Below are 21902 nucleotides of genomic sequence, written 5' to 3'. Positions count from 1 at the left end.
GCTATTCTCCTCCGCCGCCGTGCAGACTCTGCACCGGGTTCGCGCTCAGCAGATCGATCCCCGTACGGTCGCCCGCCAGCTGGTCGACGGCCGCGTGCGCGCTCGCGACGCAGGCCGGGATGCCGACGCCGTCGTACGCCGCCCCGCAGACCGCGAGCCCCGGCAGTTCCGCCACGTGCGCCCGGATCCGCGCCACGCGCGCGTGGTGCCCGACCGGGTACTGCGGCAGTCCGTCGTCCCAGCGCGTGACCCGGGTGGCGACGGGCGCGGCGGTCAGGCCGACGGCGGCGCGCAGGTCGGCGCGGGACACGTCGACCAGCTCGTCGTCGCCGCGCCGCAGCACCTCCTCCTCGCCGTACCGGCCCACGGAGGTGCGCAGCACGACCAGTTCGGGGTTCTCCTCGGCGATCCACGCCCACTTCTGCGAGGCGAAGGTTGACGCCTTGATGGTGTGTCCATCCACGGGCGGTACGAGGAAGCCGCTGCCCTCGGGCAGGTCCACGTCCCGGCGCCGGAACGCGAGCGTCATCAGGGCCATCGAGGCGTACTCGACGGCGCGCAGTTCGGCGGCCGCGGCGGGCGCGTCCGGGGCGAGCAGCCGGGCGGCCTGCGCGGCGGGCACGGCCAGGACCACGGCGTCGGCGAGCAGTTCACGGCCCTCGGTGCGCACCGACCAGCCGTCGGGAGTGCGGCGGACCGCGTCCACGCGCGCGTGGAGGGCGATTTCGGCACCCTTCGCGCGGACGGCGTCGGCGACCGCGAGGGGCAGCCGGCCGATGCCGCCCTCGATGCCCATGAACACCGGCCCGGTCCGCTGGTTCCGGGCGGCCCGCTCCTGCACCGCGCGGACCCCGGCGAGCAGCGAGCCGCCGGAGCGCGCGACGTCGAAGAGCTGCGGCACGGCCATGCGCAGCGACAGGCGGTACGCGTCGCCCGCGTACACCCCGCCGAGCAGCGGCTCCACGAGGCGGTCCACGACCTCACGGCCGACGCGGGACGCGACGTACTCGCCGACCGCGATGTCCTCGCCGATCTCGCCGGCCTCCGTGGGCGGCAGCTCGCGCTCGGCCTCGACGCGGCGCAGGCCCTCGGCTGACAGCACCTCGGCGAGCACGGCCGCGTCGCCGGGCACGCCCATCACGTGGCCCTTCGGCATGGGCGTGAGATGGCCGCGGTTCCACAGGGCGGCGCTCGCGACGGCGGGCGGTTGCAGCGCGGCGTCGAGGCCCACTTCGCGGGCGAGGGCGACCGCCTCGGGGCGCCGGGCCAGCATCGACTCGGCGCCGAGGTCGACGCGGACCCCCTCGATCTCCCCGGCGTGCAGCTTGCCGCCGACCCGGCCGGACGCCTCCAGGACGGTGACCTGCGCACCGCCCGCGAGCAGCCGGTGGGCGGCGGCGAGTCCGGCGATGCCGCCGCCGACGACGACGGTGCGGGGCGATCGCCCCTGTTTCTGGCTGGTCCTGGCATCCGATGCGCGCATACCGCAAGCCTCTCAGACCGGCGGCGTGCCCCGGCCACGCTCCGCTTCGCTGTCAGCAGAGCACTGCGGGAACCCCGCGTTCCGCACGTAGCGTTGCCTCATGAGCGAACGACTGGTGGTCATCGGGGCGGACGCGGCGGGCATGTCGGCGGCGTCGCAGGCGCGCAGACTGAAGGGGCCGGACGAGCTGGAGATCGTCGCGTTCGAGCGGGGACGGTTCACGTCCTACTCGGCGTGCGGCATCCCGTACTGGGTGGGCGGTGACGTGGACAGCCGGGACGAGCTGATCGCGCGTACGCCCGAGGAGCACCGGAAGCGCTCCATCGACCTGCGGATGCGCACCGAGGTCACGGAGATCGACGTGCCGGGGCGGCGGGTACGCGCCCGTGACCTGGAATCGGGCGAGGAGGCCTGGACTGCGTACGACAAGCTCGTGATCGCCACCGGCGCCCGCCCGGTCCGCCCGGAGCTGCCGGGCATCGACGCACCGGGCGTGCACGGCGTGCAGACCCTGGAGGACGGCCAGGCCCTGCTCGACACGCTGCGGCGGACGCGCGGGGAGCGCGCGGTCGTGGTGGGCGCCGGGTACATCGGCGTGGAGATGGCGGAGGCGCTGACGAAGAGGGGCTATCAGGTCACGGTCGTCAATGCCGACCCCCAGCCCATGGCGACGCTCGACCCGGACATGGGCGCCCTGGTCGGCGAGGCGATGACCGGCATGGGCATGGAGATGGTCAACGACGCCGAGGTCACGAAGATTCTCACGGGCGAGGACGGCCGGGTCCGCGCGGTCGCCACGGACGACGCCGAGTACGCGGCGGACATCGTGATCCTCGGCATCGGCGTCCGCCCGAACACCGACCTGGCCAGGAACGCCGGCCTGCCCCTCGGCGAACACGGCGGCCTGCTCACGGACCTGGCGATGCGGGTGCGGGGCCATGAGGACATCTGGGCGGGCGGCGACTGCGTCGAGGTCCTCGACCTCGTCTCCGGCCGCGAACGGCATGTCGCCCTGGGCACGCACGCCAACAAGCACGGCCAGATCATCGGTTCGGGCGTCGGCGGGGACTACGGCACGTTCCCGGGCGTCGTCGGCACGGCGGTCAGCAAGGTCTGCGACCTGGAGATCGCCCGTACGGGACTGCGCGAGAAGGACGCCAGGGCGGCGGGCCTGCAGTACGTCACGGCCACCATCGAGTCGACCAGTCGCGCGGGCTACTTCCCCGGCGCCGCCCTGATGACGGTGAAGATGCTCGCCGAGCGCCGCACGGGCCGCCTCCTCGGCGTGCAGATCGTCGGCAGGGAGGGCGCCGCCAAGCGCGTGGACATCGCGGCGGTCGCGCTCACGGCCCGCATGACGGCCGAGCAGCTCACCACCCTGGACCTCGGGTACGCCCCACCCTTCTCCCCGGTCTGGGACCCGGTCCTGGTGGCGGCACGGAAGGCGGTGACAGCGGTACGAAAGGGGGGGTAGGGAGCCCCCGCCCGGCCCTCAGCGCTCAATTCCAGCCATTTGACGGAGCGTTGAGGGCCGCCGGAGCACGGAGGCGGGAGTTCCTCAGCGAGCGGTGCGCGTGTGCACGTATTCCACGAGGCGGGTGAGCGCGTCCGGGTCGGTGGTCGGGAGCACTCCGTGGCCGAGGTTGAAGACGTGGCCCTCCAGGCCGTCGGCCGCCGCGAGGACCTCGTCCGTCTTGGCCTCCACCGCGTCCTGCGTGGAGAAGAGGACGGCCGGGTCGAGGTTGCCCTGGAGCGCCTTGCCGGGGCCGACGCGGCGGGCGGCCTCGTCGAGCGGGACGCGCCAGTCGACGCCGACGACGTCCGCACCTGCCTCGCCGAGCAGCCCGAGCAGTTCACCGGTGCCGACGCCGAAGTGGATGCGCGGCACCCCGTACCCGGAGACGGCCTCGAAGACCTTCCGCGAGGCGGGCATCACGGAGCGGCGGTAGTCGGCGGGCGACAGGGCGCCCACCCAGGAGTCGAAGAGCTGCACGGCCGAGGCGCCCGCCTCGATCTGCACCTTCAGGAAGGCCGCGGTGATGTCGGAGAGCCGGTCGAGCAGGTCGGCCCAGAGCTGCGGGTCGCCGTACATCAGGGCCTTGGTGTGCTCGTGGTTGCGGCTCGGGCCGCCCTCCACGAGGTAGCTGGCGAGCGTGAACGGCGCCCCGGCGAAGCCGATCAGCGGCGTCGCGCCCAGCTCACCGGTCAGCATGCCGATGGCCTCGGTGACGTACGAGACGTCCTGAGGGGTGAGGTCGCGCAGCTGCGCCAGGTCGGCGCGGGAACGGATCGGCCGCTCCACGACGGGGCCGACGCCGGGCTTGATGTCGAGGTCGATCCCGATGGCCTTCAGCGGGACGACGATGTCGCTGAAGTAGATCGCCGCGTCCACGTTGTGGCGGCGCACCGGCTGCAGCGTGATCTCGGTGACGAGGTCGGGCCGCATGCACGAGTCGAGCATCGTGGTGCCCTCGCGCACCTTGCGGTACTCGGGCAGCGAGCGCCCCGCCTGTCGCATGAACCAGACCGGGGTGTGCGGCACGGGCTCCCGCCTGCACGCCCGCAGGAAGGCGGAGTCCTTGACCGCGTCGGCGGCGGTCGGGTTCGGGTTCGGCTGCTGGCCCGCTCGGGGAAGGTCGTTGGCGCTCACGTCGGAAAGTCTCGCACGTGCCGCGAACTGCGCGGCCGGGACCGGGTGTCCTTCCCTGCAGAGGCGGCCCGTTCCGCTTAATCTTCCCCGCATGGCTGCGGCGCAGGGACGACTCTCGGAGGATGCTGACGGGATGGACAGTAGGGAGGGGAATGCGGCGGCCGATGCTGTTCCGCTCCCGTTCCGCACCGCCGTGGACGCGCTGCGCGCGGCCCGGCTGCGGCCGGAGATCGAGATCGACCCGACCCGCGCGCCGAAGCGGCTCGCCCCGCACGCGTACGCCCTGGAGGCGGCGGTGGTCGAGGACGACGAGGACCTCGCGGACGGCCGTCTCGTCCTGCTGCACGACCCGGCCGGCCACGACGCCTGGCAGGGCACGTTCCGCCTCGTGACCCTGGTCCGCGCGGAGCTCGAACCCGAGATGGCCGCCGACCCGCTGCTCCCCGAGGTCTGCTGGTCCTGGCTGACCGGCGCACTGCAGGGCCGCGGACTCTCGTACGGAGAACCCAGCGGCACCGTCACACGGGCCAGTTCGCACTACTTCGGCGGGCTCGGCACGCGCCGGCCCGCCTCGCAGATCGAGATCCGGGCGTCGTGGACGCCGCGCGAAGGCATGGGCGGAGTGCCGGACACGGCGGCGCATCTGGCCGCGTGGTGCGATCTGCTCTGCCAGGTCGCCGGGCTGCCGCCGGCCGGTCCGGCGGACGCCTCGGTGGTGTCGCTGCCGCAGCGCCGCGGGCCGCAGACGCACTGAACACGTTCCCCCGACAACCGACGGGCCCGGCGGTCGCCGGGCCCGTCCGCGTGTGCGAGGCACACCGGCGGCGCGTCATCCGTACGGCCCATCAACGCTTCGAACGGATGCGGTACGGGACCGTCGTTGACCGGTGACTGACCGACGGGCGACTCGGTTCGATCTTCGGATGATCGATCACACGTCTGAATTGCCCGAATTGCGAGTCACCAAATCGTGATCATTCGCTAAAGGCGGGTGGGTTTGCTGCCGAAGACGTCTGTGACCTTGAAAGCACGGTTGTCCCGGCTTCTTCCCCGAGCCGGCCCGTCCCCGCCATCCTTCAGGAGGCCTGGTGTCCGTTCTCCTCGAGCAGCCCGCAAGCCTGGTCGCCTACCGCCCGAACAAGCCGACCGCCATGGTCGTCGTGGCGGACCCGCGCGTCCGTTCCACCGTCACCCGCCACCTCTGGGCGCTCGGAGTGCGCGACGTGATCGAGGCGTCCTCGATCGCGGAGGCCCGTCCCCGCATCGGCAACCCGCGCGACATCTGCGTCGCCGATGTCCACCTGCCCGACGGCTCGGGCCTGACCCTGCTGTCCGAGACCCGCGCCGCGGGCTGGCCCAACGGCCTCGCCCTCTCCGCCGCCGACGACATCGGCGCCGTACGCAACGCCCTCGCGGGCGGCGTCAAGGGCTATGTCGTCACCGGTACGCGGACCAACGTCGGCCTCCCCACCCGCCCCGGCGCCGCACCCATCGGCGCCGCCGCGGCCCGTATGCACCGCCGCCCGCCGGGCGCCCCGAGCCACCCGGGCGGGTACCGCGAGCTGTCCGGCCGCGAGGTGGAGGTGCTGCGGCTCGTCGCGGAGGGCCAGTCCAACAAGGCCATCGGCGTCTCGATGGGCCTGTCGGCCCTGACCGTCAAGAGCCACCTCGCCCGCATCGCCCGCAAGCTCGGCACGGGCGACCGGGCCGGAATGGTCGCCGTCGCCCTGCGCACCGGCATCATCCACTGACCCCGACCCCTTGCCGCACACGGGTACATAACCGCTCAAAACCCAGCACATAAGTCCCGCGCCCGCCGACGGAACGTTCCGTCGGCGGGCGCTCTGCTCGCACAGATACCCTTGACCGGTGACCGACGCCCAAGAGACCGCAGAAGACAGACCACTGCGAACCACCGGAGGCGCTCCTCCGGACGAAGGCGTCGCAGCCCCCGAGGAGGAGCCGATTCCGCTGCTCGAACCGCGCGAGGGCGTCCCCGAGGTGATCGCCGACGAGGACTCGCTCGCCGAGGTCGTCGCCGCTTTCGCCGCAGGCCGGGGACCCGTCGCCGTCGACGCCGAGCGGGCCTCCGGCTACCGCTACGGCCAGCGCGCCTATCTCGTACAGCTGCGCCGCGAAGGTGCCGGCAGCGCCCTGATCGACCCGATCGCCTGTCCCGACCTGTCGGGGCTCTCAGCGGCGATCGCGGATGCCGAGTGGGTGCTGCACGCCGCGACTCAGGACCTGCCGTGCCTGCGCGAAATAGGCATGATCCCCACCCGCATCTTCGACACCGAGCTGGCCGGACGGCTCGCGGGCTTCCCGCGCGTCGGCCTCGGCGCGATGGTGGAGTCGGTGCTCGGGTACGTGCTGGAGAAGGGCCACTCCGCCGTCGACTGGTCGACGCGGCCGCTGCCCGACCCCTGGCTGCGGTACGCCGCGCTCGACGTGGAACTCCTCGTGGACCTGCGCGACAGCCTGGAGAAGGAGCTCGACCGGCAGGGCAAGCTGGAGTGGGCGCACCAGGAGTTCGACGCGATCGCCAGTGCCCCGCCGCCGCCCCCGCGCAAGGACCCGTGGCGGCGTACGTCGGGCATGCACAAGGTGCGCCGACGCCGGCAGATGGCGGCCGTACGGGAGCTGTGGACGGCCCGCGACAAGGTGGCGCAGCGGCGTGACGTGTCGCCCGGCAAGGTGCTCGGCGACGCCGCGATCGTGGAGGCCGCGCTCGCGCTGCCGCCCAACGTGCACGCGCTGCGGCAGCTGCCCGGCTTCGGGCACCGGATGGGCCAGCGTCAGCTGGAGCAGTGGCAGGCCGCGGTGGACCGCGCCAAGGCGCTGCCGGAGAGCGAACTCCCGCAGCCGGGACAGCAGTTGGCGGGCCCGCCGCCGCCCCGATCGTGGGCGGACCGCGACCCGGCGGCGGCCGCACGCCTCTCGGCGGCGCGGGCGGCGGTGACGGCGCTCGCGGAGCGGCTGAACATGCCGCAGGAGAACCTGATCACGCCGGACACGGTGCGGCGGGTGTGCTGGGAGCCGCCGGCGTCCCTCGACGCGGAGTCCGTCGCCTCGGGGCTCTCGGGGTACGGGGCGCGGGCCTGGCAGATCGAGCAGGTGACGCCGGTTCTGGTGGAGGCACTGGCGGTCGGGGCCGGGTAGGGCTCCTTCTTCCCCACCCCGCCCCTTCCCGAACTGGGGCTCCGCCCCAGACCCCGCTCCTCAAACGCCGGAGAGGCTGAATTCTCAGCCTCTCCGGCGTTTTACGTCTCCACCATTGAGTGTGACCTTCGCCGCTCCGGGCGGGGGGCCTGTTCCACTTGGTTACCGGCAAGTAGCATGAGCCGTGTAGCCGCCGGAGCACGCCCAGCGGCAGCGATCCCGCACCCCTGGAGGAGAGCCATCGTGCCTCGTACCGTCAGGGACGTCGTCTTCGTCGACGGCGTCCGCACCCCGTTCGGCAAGGCGGGCCCGAAGGGCATCTACCACGAGACCCGCGCCGACGATCTCGTCGTGAAGTCCATCCGGGAGCTGCTGCGCCGCAACCCGAACCTCGACCCCGCCACCATCGACGAGGTCGCCATCGCCGCGACCACCCAGATCGGTGACCAGGGTCTGACCATCGGCCGGACCGCAGGCATCCTCGCCGGGCTTCCGCAGTCCGTGCCCGGATACTCGATCGACCGCATGTGCGCCGGCGCCCTGACCGCCGTGACCTCGGTCGCCGGTTCCGTCGCCTTCGGCGCGTACGACATCGCCGTCGCCGGTGGTGTCGAGCACATGGGCCGTCACCCGATGGGTGAGGGCGTGGACCCGAACCCGCGGTTCGTCAGCGAGAAGCTGGTGGACGAGTCGGCCCTGTTCATGGGCATGACCGCCGAGAACCTGCACGACCGCTACCCGAGCATCACCAAGCAGCGTGCCGACGAGTACGCCGTGCGCTCGCAGGAGAAGGCCGCCAAGGCGTACGCCGACGGCAAGATCCAGGCCGACCTGGTGCCGATCTCCGTACGTCGGACGAATGAAGAGGCCGGTGAGACCGGTTGGGGGCTCGCCACCGCCGACGAGCCGATGCGTCCGGGCACGACCCTGGAGAGCCTGGCCGGGCTCAAGACCCCGTTCCGTACGCATGGTCGCGTCACCGCCGGTAACGCAGCGGGGCTGAACGACGGCGCCACCGCCTCGCTGATCGCGTCAGAGGACTTCGCGCGCGAGAACGACCTGCCGGTCAAGATGCGCCTCGTCTCGTACGCCTTCGCGGGTGTCGAGCCGGAGGTCATGGGCTACGGTCCGATCCCCGCGACCGAGAAGGCCCTCGCCAAGGCCGAGCTGTCGATCGACGACATCGGCCTGTTCGAGGTCAACGAGGCCTTCGCCGTGCAGGTGCTCGCGTTCCTGGAGCACTACGGCATCGCGGACGACGACGCGCGCGTCAACCAGTACGGCGGCGCCATCGCGTTCGGCCACCCCCTCGCCTCCTCCGGTGTGCGTCTGATGACGCAGCTGGCGCGGCAGTTCGAGGAGCAGCCCGAGGTCCGTTACGGCCTCACCACCATGTGCGTCGGCTTCGGCATGGGCGCCACGGTCATCTGGGAGAACCCGCACCACAAGGACGCCGGAGGCAGCAAGTGAGCACCACCACCACCGCTGAGCTTCTGAAGGGCGCGGCCGAGCTGTTCCCCGACGAGATCGTCACGCAGGCGCACGTACGCCACCTCGACCTGCCGTACGGGGCAGGCAAGTTCGCCCTCATCACGCTCGACAACGGCCTGGACCACACCAAGCCGACCACCTTCGGGCCGCAGTCCCTGGCCAACCTCGACGTGGCAATCAGCCAGGTCGAGAAGGAGGCCGCCGAGGGCTCCATCGTCGGCGTCGGCCTCACCGGCAAGCCGTTCATCTTCGCCGTGGGCGCGGACCTCAAGGGCGTCGAGCTGCTCAAGCGGCACTCGGACGCGCTGGCCATCGGCAAGGGCGGCCACGACGTCTTCAAGCGCCTCTCCGCGCTCGCCGTGCCGACCTTCGCGTACTACAACGGCGCGGCCATGGGCGGCGGTGTCGAGGCCGGTCTGCACTGCACCTACCGCACCGTGTCCAAGGCGCTGCCCGCGTTCTCGCTGCCCGAGGTCTTCCTCGGTCTGGTGCCCGGCTGGGGCGGCTGCGCGCTGCTGCCGAACCTGATCGGCGCCGAGCGGGCCGTCCAGGTCATCATCGAGAACTCGCTCAACCAGAACCGCCAGCTCAAGGGCAAGCAGGTCTTCGAACTCGGCATCGCGGACGCGCTGTTCGAGGGTGCGGACTTCCTGGAGCAGTCGCTGCTTTGGACCGCTCGGGTCCTGGGCGGCGACGTCAAGGTGGAGCGCCCCGAGGTGGACCGCGGTGAGGCCTGGGACCAGGCCGTCGCCAAGGGCCGGTTCATCGCCGACTCCAAGGTGCACGGCGCCGCCCCGGCCGCGTACCGCGCGCTCGACATCATCGCCGCCGCCAAGGACGGTGACCTCCAGGCCGGCTTCGACGCCGAGGACCAGGCGCTCGCCGACCTCATCATGGGCGGCGAACTGCGCGCCGGGCTCTACGCGTTCAACCTGGTCCAGAAGCGCGGCAAGCGTCCCGCGGGCGCCCCGTCGAAGGACCTGGCGCGTCCGGTCAGCAAGGTCGGCGTCGTGGGTGCGGGCCTGATGGCCTCGCAGCTCGCGCTGCTCTTCCTGCGCCGCCTGGAGGTGCCGGTCGTGCTGACCGACATCGACCAGGAGCGCGTCGACAAGGGTGTGGGCTACGTCCACGCCGAGATCGACAAGCTGCTCGGCAAGGGCCGCATCAACCAGGACAAGGCCAACCGCCTGAAGGCCCTGGTGACCGGCGTGCTCGACAAGGCCGAGGGCTTCGCGGACGCCGACTTTGTCATCGAGGCCGTCTTCGAGGAGATCGGCGTCAAGCAGCAGGTGTTCGCGGAGGTCGAGGCGGTCGCCCCGGCGCACGCGATCCTCGCCACCAACACCTCCTCGCTTTCGGTCACCGAGATGGCGTCGAAGCTGAAGCACCCCGAGCGGGTCGTCGGCTTCCACTTCTTCAACCCGGTCGCCGTGCTTCCGCTCCTGGAGATCGTCCGCGGCGAGCAGACCGACGACGCCTCCCTGGCCACCGCGTTCGGTGTCGCCAAGAAGCTGAAGAAGACCGCGGTTCTCGTGAAGGACGCCCCGGCGTTCGTCGTGAACCGCATCCTGACCCGCTTCATGGGCGAGGTGCAGAACGTCATCGACGAGGGCACCCCGGTCGCCGTCGCCGAGAAGGCGGTCGAGCCGCTCGGTCTGCCGATGTCGCCGCTGGTGCTCCTGGAGCTCGTCGGCCCGGCGATCGGCCTGCACGTCTCCGAGACACTGAACCGCGCCTTCCCGGAGCGCTTCACGGTCTCCCCGAACCTGAAGGCCGTCGTGGACGCCGGCAAGCGCGGCTTCTACGTCTACGACAGCGGGAAGCCGGAGCTCGACCCCGAGGTCCAGGCGCTCCTCCAGCAGGGCGACAGCGTCCTGACGGAGGAGCAGGTCCGCGACCGCGTGCTCGACGCGGTGGCCCAGGAGATCGGCCTGATGCTCGACGAGGGTGTCGTCGCCGAGGCCCAGGACATCGACCTGTGCCTGATCACCGGCGCCGGCTGGCCCTTCCACCTGGGCGGCGTCACGCCGTACCTGGACCGTGAGGGCGTCTCCGAGCGCGTCAACGGCAAGCGGTTCCTGGAGCAGGGCGTGGCGAGCATTCCCGCCTAGTCCGGCCCTTTCCCGTACGGCTGCCCCTGATGCCCTCGTCGGCATCGGGGGCAGCGGTGCCTCCGGGGTCGTACAGGAGGTGCTCTCGTACGACGGTCGGGGCGCGGCGTGAAAGAGTCGGCGTATGCGCACTCTGCTCGTCGTGGACGCCGCCAACACCGTCGGATCGGTGCCGGACGGATGGTGGCGGGACCGCAGGGGTGCGGCCGAGCGGCTGCGGGACGGGCTCGTGGCGTACGTCGAGGCGGGGATCGACGGCCATCCCGGCCCGCTCGATGTCGTCCTCGTCGTGGAGGGCGCCGCGCGCGGCGTGGAGTCCCTGCCGGATGTGCGGGTCGAGTCGGCGCCCGCGAGCGGTGACGACCGGATCGTGGAGCTGGTCGCGGAGGCCGCCGCGGAGGTCGTGGTCGTGGTCACCGCCGACCGTGAACTGCGGCGCAGGGTCGAGGAGTTGGGCGCGGTGTGCGTCGGGCCGCGTACGGTCTATCCGACGCGGCGGTAGATGATCGCGCCCTCCACGACCGCCGTGCGCTCGTACCCGGCGGCGAGGAGGGCGCGGAGCGTGGGGAGGGCGTCGGGGGTGTAGGGCTTGCCGCGGGAGTCGTCGACGATCAGGGCGGGCGGGTTCTCGGCCATTTCCGTACGGAACACGTCCCAGGCGCCTTCTACGGCGTACTTCTCCCCCACCTGGGGGCCGTTGCGGCCGCCGCTGTAGTTGGTGAGGAAGCCCGCGGTGAGGTAGCGGGTGGCGGGGGCGCGGTCGGCGAGCCAGTACGTCTCGGGGTGCATGCCCCAGACGAGGACGCGGTCCTCGGGCTCCGTGGCGCGGCCGATCGCCTGGGCGAGCCGTTCGGAGTGCGCGAGGCCGGGGCGCGGCGCGAGCAGGCCCCAGGCGAGGAACAGGGCGCAGGCGAGCGCGGACGTGCTGAGCGTCGCCGGGGTCCAGTCGCGCGGCAGGCTCTGCAGGGCGGCAGTGCCCAACAGGGCGAGGGCGGGAACCAGTTGGAGGTAGTAATGGCCGAAGAAGTGGAAGCCGACGCAGACGGCGACCGCGGACGCGCCGAGCCACACCCACAGGTCGGCCGCCCCGGTGCGGGCGATCCGCAGCACCCGCAGGACAGCCGGGATCAGCCCCGCGCAGGCGATGGCGAGCAGCGCGGTGTTGGTCAACGCCCGGGAGAGTACGTGCAGTTCGGAGCCGGTGAACGAGGCGTACGCGCCCGATCCGGTGACCGTCCAGAAGAGAAAGCCCCGCGGGTCGGTGGCGACGGCGGCCGCAAGGACGGGCAGCACGGCACCCGCCGCGAGCCGCAGCACGTCGGCCCGCCGCGCACCGGAGCGCCACAGCATCCAGAGCACGGGCAGGAGGACGGCCCCGCCGGTCTGCTTGGCGAGGAAGGCCGCGGCGACGGCGAGACCGCACCAGGCCCAGCGGCGCCGGTCGGCGAGCCATACGGCGGCCGCGGTCGCCGGGAGCATGAACACCTCGAACGTGGCGGCCTGCGTGTCCTCGGGGTTCAGCCCGATGGAGAGGAGCAGGTAGAGGACGCCGGCGGTGCGGCCCGCGCCGTCGCCCCAGCGGCGGCGGGCGAGCGAGGCGAGGAGCAGGGCCGTGGCGAGGTGGGCGAGGACGGCGAGGACCTTCAGGGGTAACAGCGAGTCGTCGCCGAACACGGCGAAGGCGGCCTCGTACAGCCAGGGCAGGAGCGGGGGTTTGCGGTCGACGACGGTCTCGTAGAGCGTGCCGCCGTCGGCCAGCATGCGGGCCTGGACGGCGAGATAGCCCTCGTCGGGGTTCCACAGCTTGAGGCGGAACGACGGGATGCGGGTGACGCAGGCGAGCAGGGCGAGGGCGATGACGAGCGGGGGCCAGTACGCGGTCCGCCGCCTTGGCCGCGCGCGGACGGGGCGCGCGTCCCGTCCGACGCGCTGGTGCGGCAGCGTAGGCGTACTGGGGGGTGGGTCGGAACGCTGCTCGGCCGGCATGGGCGCCAAGGTATCTGGCGTGGCGGGTGGGGCGGTTGAGGGGGTACGGGCTTCGCCCTACGGGCGATTGGTTCCCCTCCCCGCCCCTTTCGCGTCCCTATCGGGGCTCCCCGCCCGACAGCGCCCGTCCCAGCCTGCTGCGGCTGCGGCCGTACAGGAAGTAGACGATGACGCCCAGGACCATCCAGACGCCGAACCGGACCCAGGTCTCGCCCGGCAGGTTCAGCATCAGCCACAGCGAGGCGGCGATGGAGAGGAGCGGCAGCACCGGCACCCACGGGGTGCGGAAGGCGCGGGGCAGTTCGGGGCGGGTGCGGCGGAGCACAAGCACGCCGGCGGCGACCACCACGAAGGCGAACAGGGTGCCGATGTTCACCAGAGTCGCCAGCTCGTTGATGCTGGTGAAGCCGGCGATGACCGCGATGACCACGCCGAGCAGGATCGTCGGCCGGTACGGGGTACCGAACTTCGGGTGGGTGACGGCGAAGGCGCGCGGCAGCAGCCCGTCCCGGCTCATCGCGAAGAACACCCTGGTCTGGCCGAGGAGCAGGATCAGACAGACCGTCGTGAGGCCGACGGCGGCTCCGAAGCTGATCACGCCGGCGTAGAACGGGTGCCCGACCGACTTGAAGGCGTCGGCGAGCGGGGCGCTGACGGACAGTTCGGTGTAGTGCTGCATACCGGTGACGACCAAGGCCACCGCCACGTACAGCACGGTGCAGATGAGGAGCGAGCCGAGGATGCCGCGGGGCATGTCGCGCTGCGGCAGCTTGGTCTCCTCGGCGGCGGTGGCCACCACGTCGAAGCCGATGAAGGCGAAGAAGACGATGGACGCTGCGGTGAAGATGCCCATCACGCCGAAGTTGGTGGGCTCGTAGCCGAACATCAGCTGGACCAGCGGGGCGGTCGCCCAGGCGCCGCCGGTCTCCGGGGTGACCGGGTCGGGGATGAACGGCTTGTAGTTGTCGCCGACGACGAAGAACAGACCGGCGACGATGACGATCATGACCACGGTGACCTTGATCGCGACGACCAGGGCGGTGATCCGGGCGGACAGCTTCATGCCGAGGACCAGGATCACGGTCAGGACCAGAACCAGGATGAAGGCCAGGATGTCGAAGGTGCCTCCTGGCACGTCCGGCCCTTGGAGCCCCGTTGGCAGGTGCCAGCCGATGTTGTCCATCAGCGAGCGCACATAGCCGGACCAGCCGACCGCGACCACCGCCGTACCGAGGGCGAACTCCAGGACGAGGTCCCAGCCGATGATCCAGGCGGGCAGCTCACCGATGGACGCGTACGCGAACGTGTACGCCGAACCGGCGACGGGCACGGTGGACGCGAACTCCGCGTAGCACAGGGCGGCAAGCGCGCAGACGATGCCCGCGGCGACGAAGGCCAGGGCGGTCGCCGGTCCCGCGTTCTCCTTCGCCACCTTGCCGGTGAGGACGAAGATGCCGGTGCCGATGATGACGCCGACGCCGAAGACCACCAGGTCCCACGCGGACAGCGACTTCCTGAGCGCGTGCTCCGGCTCCTCGGTGTCCTGGATCGACTGTTCGATGGTCTTGGTGCGGAACAGTCCGCCGGAGGGCGGAGGTGTGCTGCTGCTCACGGGCGTGCTCCCTTGCTGACGATGCTCGCCATGATCGAAATCTGTGCGGCGTGCCTGTGTGCCGGTATGCCCGAATGGCAAGGAGTTTCACACGAAAGGCCCGGCCCGGCCACCCGTAGGGGGTGGCCGGACCGGGCCTGATGACGCCTTGCGGGCGCCGCTGTTCCGTGGTGTGCGTACGCCGTTCGGATCAGTCTCGGGCGGGCTCCACCGTGTTCTGTTCGGCGGCCGGGTTCTCGTACCGCCCGTCCAGCTTGGCGACGAGGCCGGTGACCTGGCGGGCGATGTCCGGTGCCGTAAGACCGATCTCGGCCATGACTTCCTTGCGCGAGGCGTGGTCGAGGAAGCGCGGCGGGATGCCGAAGTCACGCAGCGGTACGTCCACACCGGCGTCCCGCAGGCCCTGCGCCACGGCCGAACCGACGCCGCCCGCGCGGGAGTTGTCCTCGACGGTGACGACGACGCGGTGCTGCTCGGCGAGCGGGGCGAGGGCTTCGTCGACGGGCTTGACCCAGCGCGGGTCCACGACGGTGGTGCTGATGCCCTGCTTGTTGAGGAGGTCGGCGATCTCCAGGCACATCGGCGCGAGGGCGCCGACGGAGACCAGGAGGACGTCGGGCCGGTTGGTGCCCGGCTTGCGCAGCACGTCCATGCCGCCGACCGTGCCGACGGCCTTCACGGACGGGCCGACGGCGCCCTTGGAGAAGCGGACCACGGTCGGGGCGTCCTCGACGGCGACGGCCTCGCGCAGCTGCATCCGGACCTGGTCGGCGTCGCGCGGGGCGGCGATGCGCAGGTCGGGCACGCACTGCAGGATCGACATGTCCCACATGCCGTTGTGCGAGGCGCCGTCCGTGCCGGTGACGCCGGCCCGGTCCAGGACGAAGGTGACGCCGCACTTGTGCAGGGCCACGTCCATCAGGAGCTGGTCGAAGGCGCGGTTGAGGAACGTGGCGTACACGGCGAAGACGGGGTGCAGTCCGCCGTGTGCGAGGCCGGCGGCGCTGACCGCGCCGTGCTGCTCAGCGATGCCGACGTCGTACACCCGGTCCGGGAAGGCCTTGGAGAACCTGTCCAGGCCGACCGGCTGCAGCATGGCCGCGGTGATCGCGACGATGTCCTCGCGCTCGTGGCCGAGCTTGACCATCTCCTCGCCGAAGACCGACGTCCAGTCGAGGCCGGAGGACGAGATCGGCAGGCCGGTGTCCGGGTGGATCTTGCCGACGGCGTGGAAGCGGTCCGCCTCGTCGTCCAGGGCGGGCTTGTAGCCGCGGCCCTTCTCGGTGAGGCAGTGCACGATGACCGGGCCGCCGAAGCGCTTGGCGCGCTGCAGGGCGGACTCCAGGGCCTCGATGTCGTGGCCGTCGATCGGGCCGACGTACTTCAGGCCGAGGTCCTCGAACATGCCCTGCGGGGCGATGAAGTCCTTCAGGCCCTTCTTGGCGCCGTGCAGGGTCTCGTAGAGCGGCCTGCCGACGACCGGGGTGCGCTCCAGGAGGTCCTTGCCGCGGGCCAGGAAGCGCTCGTAGCCGTCGGTGGTGCGCAGGGTGGCCAGGTGGTTGGCGAGACCGCCGATCGTGGGGGCGTACGAACGCTCGTTGTCGTTGACGACGATGACGAGCGGGCGGTCCTTGGCGGCGGCGATGTTGTTGAGCGCCTCCCAGGCCATGCCGCCGGTGAGGGCGCCGTCGCCGATGACGGCCACCACGTGGTCGTCCTTCTTCCGCAGCTCGTTGGCCTTGGCGAGGCCGTCGGCCCAGCCGAGGACGGTGGAGGCGTGCGAGTTCTCGATCACGTCGTGCTCGGACTCCGCCTGCGAGGGGTAGCCGGAGAGGCCGCCCTTCATCTTGAGCTTGGAGAAGTCCTGGCGGCCGGTGAGCAGTTTGTGGACGTAGCTCTGGTGGCCGGTGTCGAAGAGGACCTTGTCCTTCGGGGAGTCGAACACACGGTGCATGGCGATGGTGAGCTCGACCACGCCGAGGTTCGGGCCCAGGTGGCCACCGGTCTTGGAGACCGCGTCGACGAGGAAGCCACGGATCTCTGCCGCGAGCTCGTCCAGCTGCTCGTGGCTGAGCCGGTCCAGATCGCGCGGCCCCTTGATACGGGTCAGCAGGCCCACCCGTGCCTCCTAGGTTCTGTGGTTCGGTCGAGCTGTTCGGTCAAGCGTTTCGAGTCGAGCTGTTCGAGCTGTGCCGGGTCTGTCGAGTCTAATGTTCCGCCCACACTGCCCGCCGCCGGGTGGGTTCACCCATCGGGGCGTACGGGACGCATCCGACCGTATGCGAGGAGACGCGTCCGCGCCGGTCCGGGTTGCGTCGCCCGCGCGGCGGGGCGTGTCGTGGCGGGGCGTGGCGTGGCGTGGCGTGGCGGACAGGGGTGTGCCCGGCACCGGGGTGTGTCGGTGCCGGGCACGAAATCCAGCCCGTCTGGGGGCACCTCCCGGCCGAAGGCTGGGGGAGATTGAGGACGAGCCCGCAGGGCGATCGACGGCGCCCGAGTCGACGGTGCGGGACGTGGGACGGGACCTACGCCCGCCCCGCCGTCTTCTGCGTACGGCGCGAGACCGAGTCGATCACGACCGCCGCGAGCAGCACCGCGCCGGTGATCATGAACTGGATCTCGCTGGCCATGCCGAGCAGGTTCAGGCCCTGCTGGATGGCCTGGAGCACGAGCATGCCGAGGAGGGCCGACCAGACCTTGCCGCGGCCGCCGAAGAGGCTCGTACCGCCGATGACGGCTGCGGCGATGACCAGCATCAGCGTGTTGCCCGCGCCCAGGTTCTTCGTCGCGCCGCCGGAGAGCGAGGCAATGAAGAGGCCGCCGAACGCGGCGAGCATGCCGGAGATCGCGAAGACCGTGATGCGGATCCGGTCCACGTTGATGCCCGCGCGGCGCGCCGCCTCCGAGCTGCCGCCGACCGCGAAGACCTGGCGGCCGAACGTGGTGCGCCGGGCCACGAAGTCCGCGATCACGAGGACGGCCAGGAACAGCACGAGGGCGAGCGGCAGTCCGCGCGAGCCGGGCAGCTCGTTCAGGACGTACGCGGCGGCGAGCACCAGGACCGCGACGACGCCGGTGCGCAGCACGATCTCGCTGACCGGGCGGGCCGGAAGCCCGGTGCTCTTGCGGCGCTTGGTGTCGAGGAGCAGCGAGGCGGCGTACCCGACGATGGCTATCAGGGCCAGGCCGTACGCGGCGGCCTTGTCCTCGAAGAAGTAGCCGGTGAGGCTCTCGACGACGCCGCCGGAGGGCGCGTTGATGCTGCCCTCGTTGCCCATCAGCCAGATCTGCAGACCGCTCCAGCCGAGGAAGCCGGCGAGGGTGACGACGAACGCCGGTACGCCGATCTTGGCGAAGAAGAAGCCGTGCAGGGCGCCGATGGCCAGGCCGCACAGGACGGCCACCAGGACCGAGGGCCAGTCGCCCCAGCCGTTGCTGACGTTCAGGACCGCCCACACCGCGGCGCCCATGCCCGCCACCGAGCCGACCGACAGGTCGATCTCGCCGAGCAGCAGGACGAAGACGATGCCGACGGCCATGATGCCGAGGCCGGAGGTGAACACCGCGATGTTGGTGAGGCTGCTCGCGGAGAGGAACTTGTCGTTCTGCGCCTGGAAGACGATCGCGATGACGATCAGGCCGATGACGACGGGCAGCGAGCCCAGCTCACCGCCGCGGATCTTCCGCGAGAACTCCGTCCAGTAGCCCTTGAGCCCCTGCTCGCGGACGAGCAGCCGGGGGTCGACGGCCGGTACGGGGGCGGCACTGGCCTCGGCCGCGCGCGGCTCCTTGCCTACGGACTCGGCGTTTTCGCTGTCCGGCGCGGGCTTCTTGGTGAGGTCGCTCACTTCGCGTCCCCCTTCGTGAACGTGCCGTCCGCGCCGCCGGCTTCGGCCTCGCCGCCGCCGTTGCTCGTACGGGCGTTGCGGCGGGTCACGGCGTTGTCCGTGGCGCCGGTGATGGCGGCGATGATCTCCTCGTGGGAGGTGCCCGCGACGTCGAAGACTCCGTTGTTGCGGCCCAGGCGCAGCACGGCGACGCGGTCGGCGACGGCCTGCACGTCGGCCATGTTGTGGCTGATGAGGATCACGGCGTGGCCGCGCTCGCGCAGCCGCTCCACCAGGTCGAGGACCTGCGCGGTCTGCTCGACGCCGAGGGCGGCGGTCGGCTCGTCGAGGATGACCACCTTCGGGTCGCCGACGAGGGCGCGGGCGATGGCGACGACCTGGCGCTGGCCGCCGGAGAGCGCGGCGACCGGGATACGGACGCTGGGGATGCGGATGGAGAGCGTGTCGAGCAGCTCCTTGGCCCGCTTCTCCATGCCGATCTCGTCCAGGACCGGGCCGTGCTTCAGCTCGCTGCCGAGGAAGAGGTTGGCGACGACATCGAGGTTGTCGCAGAGCGCCAGGTCCTGGTAGACGGTCGCGACGCCGAGGTTCTGGGCGTCCTGCGGCCGGTTGACGCGGACGGGCCGCCCCTCCCAGACGAGGGCGCCGTCGTCGATCGGGTGAACCCCCGAAATGGTCTTGACGAGGGTCGACTTGCCGGCGCCGTTGTCGCCGACCAGGGCGACCACCTCACCGGCGTGGATCTCCAGGTGAACGTTCGTGAGTGCCTGCACGGCACCGAACCGCTTGGAGACTCCGCGCAACGCCAGCACGGGCGTAGCGGACACGTGAATCATCTCCTTCGCCGCCTGATGGGGCGGGACTTGCGAGATACGAGGGGGGGGTGTCCGGTGGACGAGCACCGGGCTAAATCAAGCCCGTCTGGGGGCACCTCCCGGCCGAAGGCTGGGGGAGTTTGAGGACGAGCCCGGAGGGCGATCAAGGGCAACCGAGCCGACGGAACCTGAACTCGTGCCGTACGACCGTTACTTGATCCCCGCCGCCGCGCACGCCTTCTTGAACTCCGCCGTGCAGATCTCGCTCGCCTTATACACCTTGTCCTTCAGGATCGTGCCCGCGATGTCCGCCTTGGTCACGATCTGGGCGTCGTACAGCTTGGCCGGGGTGCCCTTGAACTCGCCGCTGATCGAGTCGACCTTCGTCGGCGTCAGGTCCTTGATGTCCTTGCCCTGCAGCAGGCGGACGGCGATCTCGGCGGTGGTCTCGGCCTCCGGCTTGATCTGCTTGTAGATGGTGAACGACTGCTTGCCGCTCAGGATCCGCTGCAGACCGGCGAGTTCGGCGTCCTGGCCGCCGACCGGGACCTTCACGTCGCGCTTGTCGAGGGCGGTGATGATGCCGCCGGCCATGCCGTCGTTGGCGGAGTAGACGCCGTCGAAGCCGTCCTTGCCGAGGGAGTCGATCGCGGCGGCCATCTTCTTGTTGGCCTGGTCCGGCGACCAGTCCGGGATGTCCTGCTCGTACACGATCTTGCCGACCTGCTTGTCCAGGACGCTGTGAGCGCCCTTCTTGAACAGCGGGGCGTTCGGGTCGGTCGGCGAGCCGTTGATCATCACGACGTTGGCGTCGGCGGCGTCCTCGCCGAGCGCCTTGACCAGACCCTCGCCCTGCAGGCGGCCGATCTTCTCGTTGTCGTACGACACGTAGGCGTCGAGCGGGCCCTCGGCCAGGCGGTCGTACGCGACGACCTTCACGCCCTGGTCCTTGGCCTTCTTCACCCAGGACTTGGTGGCCTTGTAGTCGACGGCGTCCAGGATGATCACCTTGACGCCCTCGGTGAGCAGCGCCTCGAACTGCTTCTTCTGGGTCTCGGTGTCCTGGGCCGCGTTGTTGTACTTGACCTCGCAGTCGGAGCACAGCTCCTTGATCTTGCCCTCGATCAGCGGGCGGTCGAAGGTCTCGTAACGCGTGGTCTTGTTCTCCGGCAGCAGCAGACCGATGGTCTTGCTGTCGCCGCCGCTGGACTCTTCGCCTTCTCCGGCCTTGCCACAGGCGGTCATCGCCAGTGCCATGGAAACCGTCGCGGTGCCTATGACGACGCGGCGCGTCATTGCGTTCATAAGGGGTGCCTCCCTGACGAGGCCGCGTCGTTGCGGCCGAGGTGGCTGGAAGTCAACTCGGCCGCGAGAGCAGCGTCAAGGAGTAAATCCTTAACGAGATGACAACGGTGCCATCCGTTATCTAAGTGAAGGCGGCTAGGTGAAGGCGGGGGTGGGTGCGGGCATCGCGCCGTCCAGAAGGGTCGAGTCGCCCATCTCGCTCAGCGCCAGCGCCAGGGCGCCGAGCACCTCGGCCCGCCCGCCGAGTGCACCCGGCAGCACCGAGAGCTTCCGCGCCGCGCTCGGGATCGCGTACCGCCCCACCGACTCGCGGATCGGCCCGAGCACCAGCTCACCGGAGTCCGCGAGGTCCCCGCCGAGCACCACGCGCGAGGGGTTGAGCAGGTTGCACAGGTTGGCGACGCCGCTGCCGATGTGCCGGCCCACGTCGGCGATCACGCGACGGCAGCCCGGGTCGCCGTCACGCGCGAGGGCGACGACCTTCTCCATGGTCAGGCCCGAGCCGTGGCTGGACTCAAGGAGCGGCAGGACGTACCGCGCGGCCGTGAAGGTCTCCAGGCAGCCGCGGTTGCCGCAGCGGCAGACCGGGCCCGACTCGTCGAGCGTGATGTGCCCGATCTCGCCCGCGGTGCCGCCGGGGCCGCGGTAGATCTGCCCGTTGATGACGAGCCCGGCGCCGACGCCGCTCGCCACCTTGATGTACGCGAGGTCCTTCACGCCCCGCCCGCTGCCCCAGACCAGCTCGCCGAGGGCGCCGAGGTTGGCGTCGTTGTCGACATACACCGGGACGCCGAGGCGGCCCGCGAGCTCCTGGCCCGGGTTCGTGCCCTGCCAGCCCGGCAGGATGGCCGTCGAGCCGAGCGTGCCCGTCTCCACGTCGATCGGTCCCGGCACGCCGAGGCCGACGCCCGCGACCTTGGAGCGGTCCACTCCGCTCGCCTCGATCAGCCGGTTGACCAGCTCCTCGGCCCGGTCGAAGCCCTGCGCGGCGGAGGCGTCCACGTCAAGGGGCTCGGCCTCCTCGGCGAGCACCTGGTGGGCCAGGTTGCCGATGGCGACGCGCAGGTGCGTGTGCCCGAAGTCGACGCCGACGACCAGACCCGCGTCCCCGCTGAGCGAGACGCTGCGGGCCCGGCGGCCGCCCGCGGAGGTCGGCGTGACCTCGACGGTGCCGCTGTCCTTGAGCTCCCGGACGATGTTGGAGACCGTGGCCGCCGACAGGCCGGTCGTCCTGGCGATCTCCGCCTGGGTGAGCGATCCCGCCATCCGCACGGCCCGCACGACCCGTTCGAGATTGGCCCGGTGCAGCGACGACTGCGACCCCGGAGTCTCCACGACGACCTCCCTTGCCGAGGCCGCTTCTCTGAGGCCCCGGCTTAGTAAAACTTGTAAACCCTAAGCTCAGCCTCCGGGGACAATGCCCGTCAAGCCCTTGACGGAAG

16 protein-coding genes are annotated in these 21902 nt (G+C 71.1%); 7 read left to right on the top strand and 9 right to left on the bottom strand.

Annotated elements, in window-relative coordinates; all coding sequences use genetic code 11:
• Position 1: 1 nt before the first annotated feature.
• Positions 2–1483, bottom strand: coding sequence for a protoporphyrinogen oxidase (gene hemG / locus QIT00_RS12055; protein WP_282535191.1), 1482 nt, complete (start codon positions 1481–1483; stop codon positions 2–4).
• A 100-nt stretch (positions 1484–1583) separates the two neighbouring features.
• Here hemG and QIT00_RS12050 point away from each other — a divergent pair, with 100 nt between their 5' ends.
• Positions 1584–2957: an FAD-dependent oxidoreductase gene (locus QIT00_RS12050; RefSeq protein WP_282535190.1), complete on the top strand. Its 1374-nt coding sequence runs from the start codon at positions 1584–1586 to the stop codon at positions 2955–2957.
• A gap of 84 nt (positions 2958–3041) precedes the next feature.
• Here QIT00_RS12050 and hemE read toward each other — a convergent pair whose 3' ends face one another.
• Positions 3042–4133 (bottom strand): uroporphyrinogen decarboxylase, encoded by a 1092-nt coding sequence (gene hemE / locus QIT00_RS12045; RefSeq protein WP_408909760.1) that lies wholly within the window; start codon positions 4131–4133, stop codon positions 3042–3044.
• A 91-nt stretch (positions 4134–4224) separates the two neighbouring features.
• Here hemE and QIT00_RS12040 point away from each other — a divergent pair, with 91 nt between their 5' ends.
• From QIT00_RS12040 to QIT00_RS12015, 6 genes are all read left to right on the top strand, one after another.
• Positions 4225–4887 carry a DUF3000 domain-containing protein gene (locus QIT00_RS12040; RefSeq protein WP_282535189.1) on the top strand — a complete coding sequence of 221 codons (663 nt, stop codon included), beginning with the start codon at positions 4225–4227 and terminating at the stop codon, positions 4885–4887.
• 334 nt (positions 4888–5221) lie between these two features.
• Positions 5222–5884 carry a response regulator transcription factor gene (locus tag QIT00_RS12035; RefSeq protein ID WP_128374800.1) on the top strand — a complete coding sequence of 221 codons (663 nt, stop codon included), beginning with the start codon at positions 5222–5224 and terminating at the stop codon, positions 5882–5884.
• A gap of 118 nt (positions 5885–6002) precedes the next feature.
• Positions 6003–7292: a ribonuclease D gene (locus QIT00_RS12030; RefSeq protein WP_282535188.1), complete on the top strand. Its 1290-nt coding sequence runs from the start codon at positions 6003–6005 to the stop codon at positions 7290–7292.
• 243 nt (positions 7293–7535) lie between these two features.
• Positions 7536–8762, top strand: a complete 1227-nt coding sequence (locus QIT00_RS12025) for a thiolase family protein (protein WP_282535187.1) — start codon at positions 7536–7538, stop codon at positions 8760–8762.
• The gene (locus QIT00_RS12020) at positions 8759–10894 is read left to right on the top strand and encodes a 3-hydroxyacyl-CoA dehydrogenase NAD-binding domain-containing protein (RefSeq protein WP_282535186.1); all 2136 of its coding nucleotides are present in this window, start codon (positions 8759–8761) and stop codon (positions 10892–10894) included. Before QIT00_RS12025 ends, QIT00_RS12020 begins: the two co-directional genes overlap by 4 nt.
• A gap of 124 nt (positions 10895–11018) precedes the next feature.
• Positions 11019–11396: an NTP pyrophosphohydrolase gene (locus QIT00_RS12015; RefSeq protein WP_282535185.1), complete on the top strand. Its 378-nt coding sequence runs from the start codon at positions 11019–11021 to the stop codon at positions 11394–11396.
• Here the strand turns inward: QIT00_RS12015 and QIT00_RS12010 are convergent.
• The 7 genes from QIT00_RS12010 to QIT00_RS11980 form a co-directional block, all read right to left on the bottom strand.
• Entirely contained in the window at positions 11378–12880 is a 1503-nt protein-coding gene (locus QIT00_RS12010) for an ArnT family glycosyltransferase (RefSeq protein ID WP_282535184.1), read from the bottom strand. The genes QIT00_RS12015 and QIT00_RS12010 overlap by 19 nt on opposite strands.
• 97 nt (positions 12881–12977) lie before the next feature.
• A complete protein-coding gene (locus QIT00_RS12005) occupies positions 12978–14492 on the bottom strand; it encodes an amino acid permease (RefSeq protein WP_282535183.1) in 1515 nt (504 codons plus the stop codon).
• Positions 14493–14682: 190 nt separating this feature from the next.
• Entirely contained in the window at positions 14683–16611 is a 1929-nt protein-coding gene (dxs, locus tag QIT00_RS12000) for a 1-deoxy-D-xylulose-5-phosphate synthase (RefSeq protein WP_282535182.1), read from the bottom strand.
• Positions 16612–17017: 406 nt separating this feature from the next.
• The gene (locus QIT00_RS11995) at positions 17018–18340 is read right to left on the bottom strand and encodes a sugar ABC transporter permease (RefSeq protein ID WP_408909759.1); all 1323 of its coding nucleotides are present in this window, start codon (positions 18338–18340) and stop codon (positions 17018–17020) included.
• Complete coding sequence (locus tag QIT00_RS11990; protein WP_282535181.1) at positions 18337–19176, bottom strand: ATP-binding cassette domain-containing protein; 840 nt, start codon at positions 19174–19176, stop codon at positions 18337–18339. The genes QIT00_RS11995 and QIT00_RS11990 overlap by 4 nt, the downstream gene beginning before the upstream one ends.
• Positions 19177–19365: 189 nt before the next feature.
• Entirely contained in the window at positions 19366–20460 is a 1095-nt protein-coding gene (locus QIT00_RS11985) for a substrate-binding domain-containing protein (protein ID WP_282535180.1), read from the bottom strand.
• Between the two features lie 135 nt (positions 20461–20595).
• Entirely contained in the window at positions 20596–21795 is a 1200-nt protein-coding gene (locus QIT00_RS11980; protein ID WP_282535179.1) for an ROK family transcriptional regulator, read from the bottom strand.
• Between the last annotated feature and the right edge of the window lie 107 nt (positions 21796–21902).

It is taken from the genome of Streptomyces luteolus, from assembly GCF_029968015.1.
Classification (GTDB): domain Bacteria; phylum Actinomycetota; class Actinomycetes; order Streptomycetales; family Streptomycetaceae; genus Streptomyces; species Streptomyces luteolus.
Note: the sequence above shows the minus strand (reverse complement) of the source record. Positions and strands in the feature narration are given on the sequence as shown.

Excerpts from the sequence above, each read along its gene's own strand:
- hemG (WP_282535191.1), bottom strand. The coding sequence starts at position 1,483 with ATGCGCGCATCGGATGCCAGGACCAGCCAGAAACAGGGGCGATCGCCC.
- QIT00_RS12050 (WP_282535190.1), top strand. The coding sequence starts at position 1,584 with ATGAGCGAACGACTGGTGGTCATCGGGGCGGACGCGGCGGGCATGTCG.
- QIT00_RS12040 (WP_282535189.1), top strand. The coding sequence starts at position 4,225 with ATGGCTGCGGCGCAGGGACGACTCTCGGAGGATGCTGACGGGATGGAC.
- QIT00_RS12015 (WP_282535185.1), top strand. The coding sequence starts at position 11,019 with ATGCGCACTCTGCTCGTCGTGGACGCCGCCAACACCGTCGGATCGGTG.
- QIT00_RS12010 (WP_282535184.1), bottom strand. The coding sequence starts at position 12,880 with ATGCCGGCCGAGCAGCGTTCCGACCCACCCCCCAGTACGCCTACGCTG.
- QIT00_RS11990 (WP_282535181.1), bottom strand. The coding sequence starts at position 19,176 with ATGATTCACGTGTCCGCTACGCCCGTGCTGGCGTTGCGCGGAGTCTCC.
- QIT00_RS11985 (WP_282535180.1), bottom strand. The coding sequence starts at position 20,460 with ATGAACGCAATGACGCGCCGCGTCGTCATAGGCACCGCGACGGTTTCC.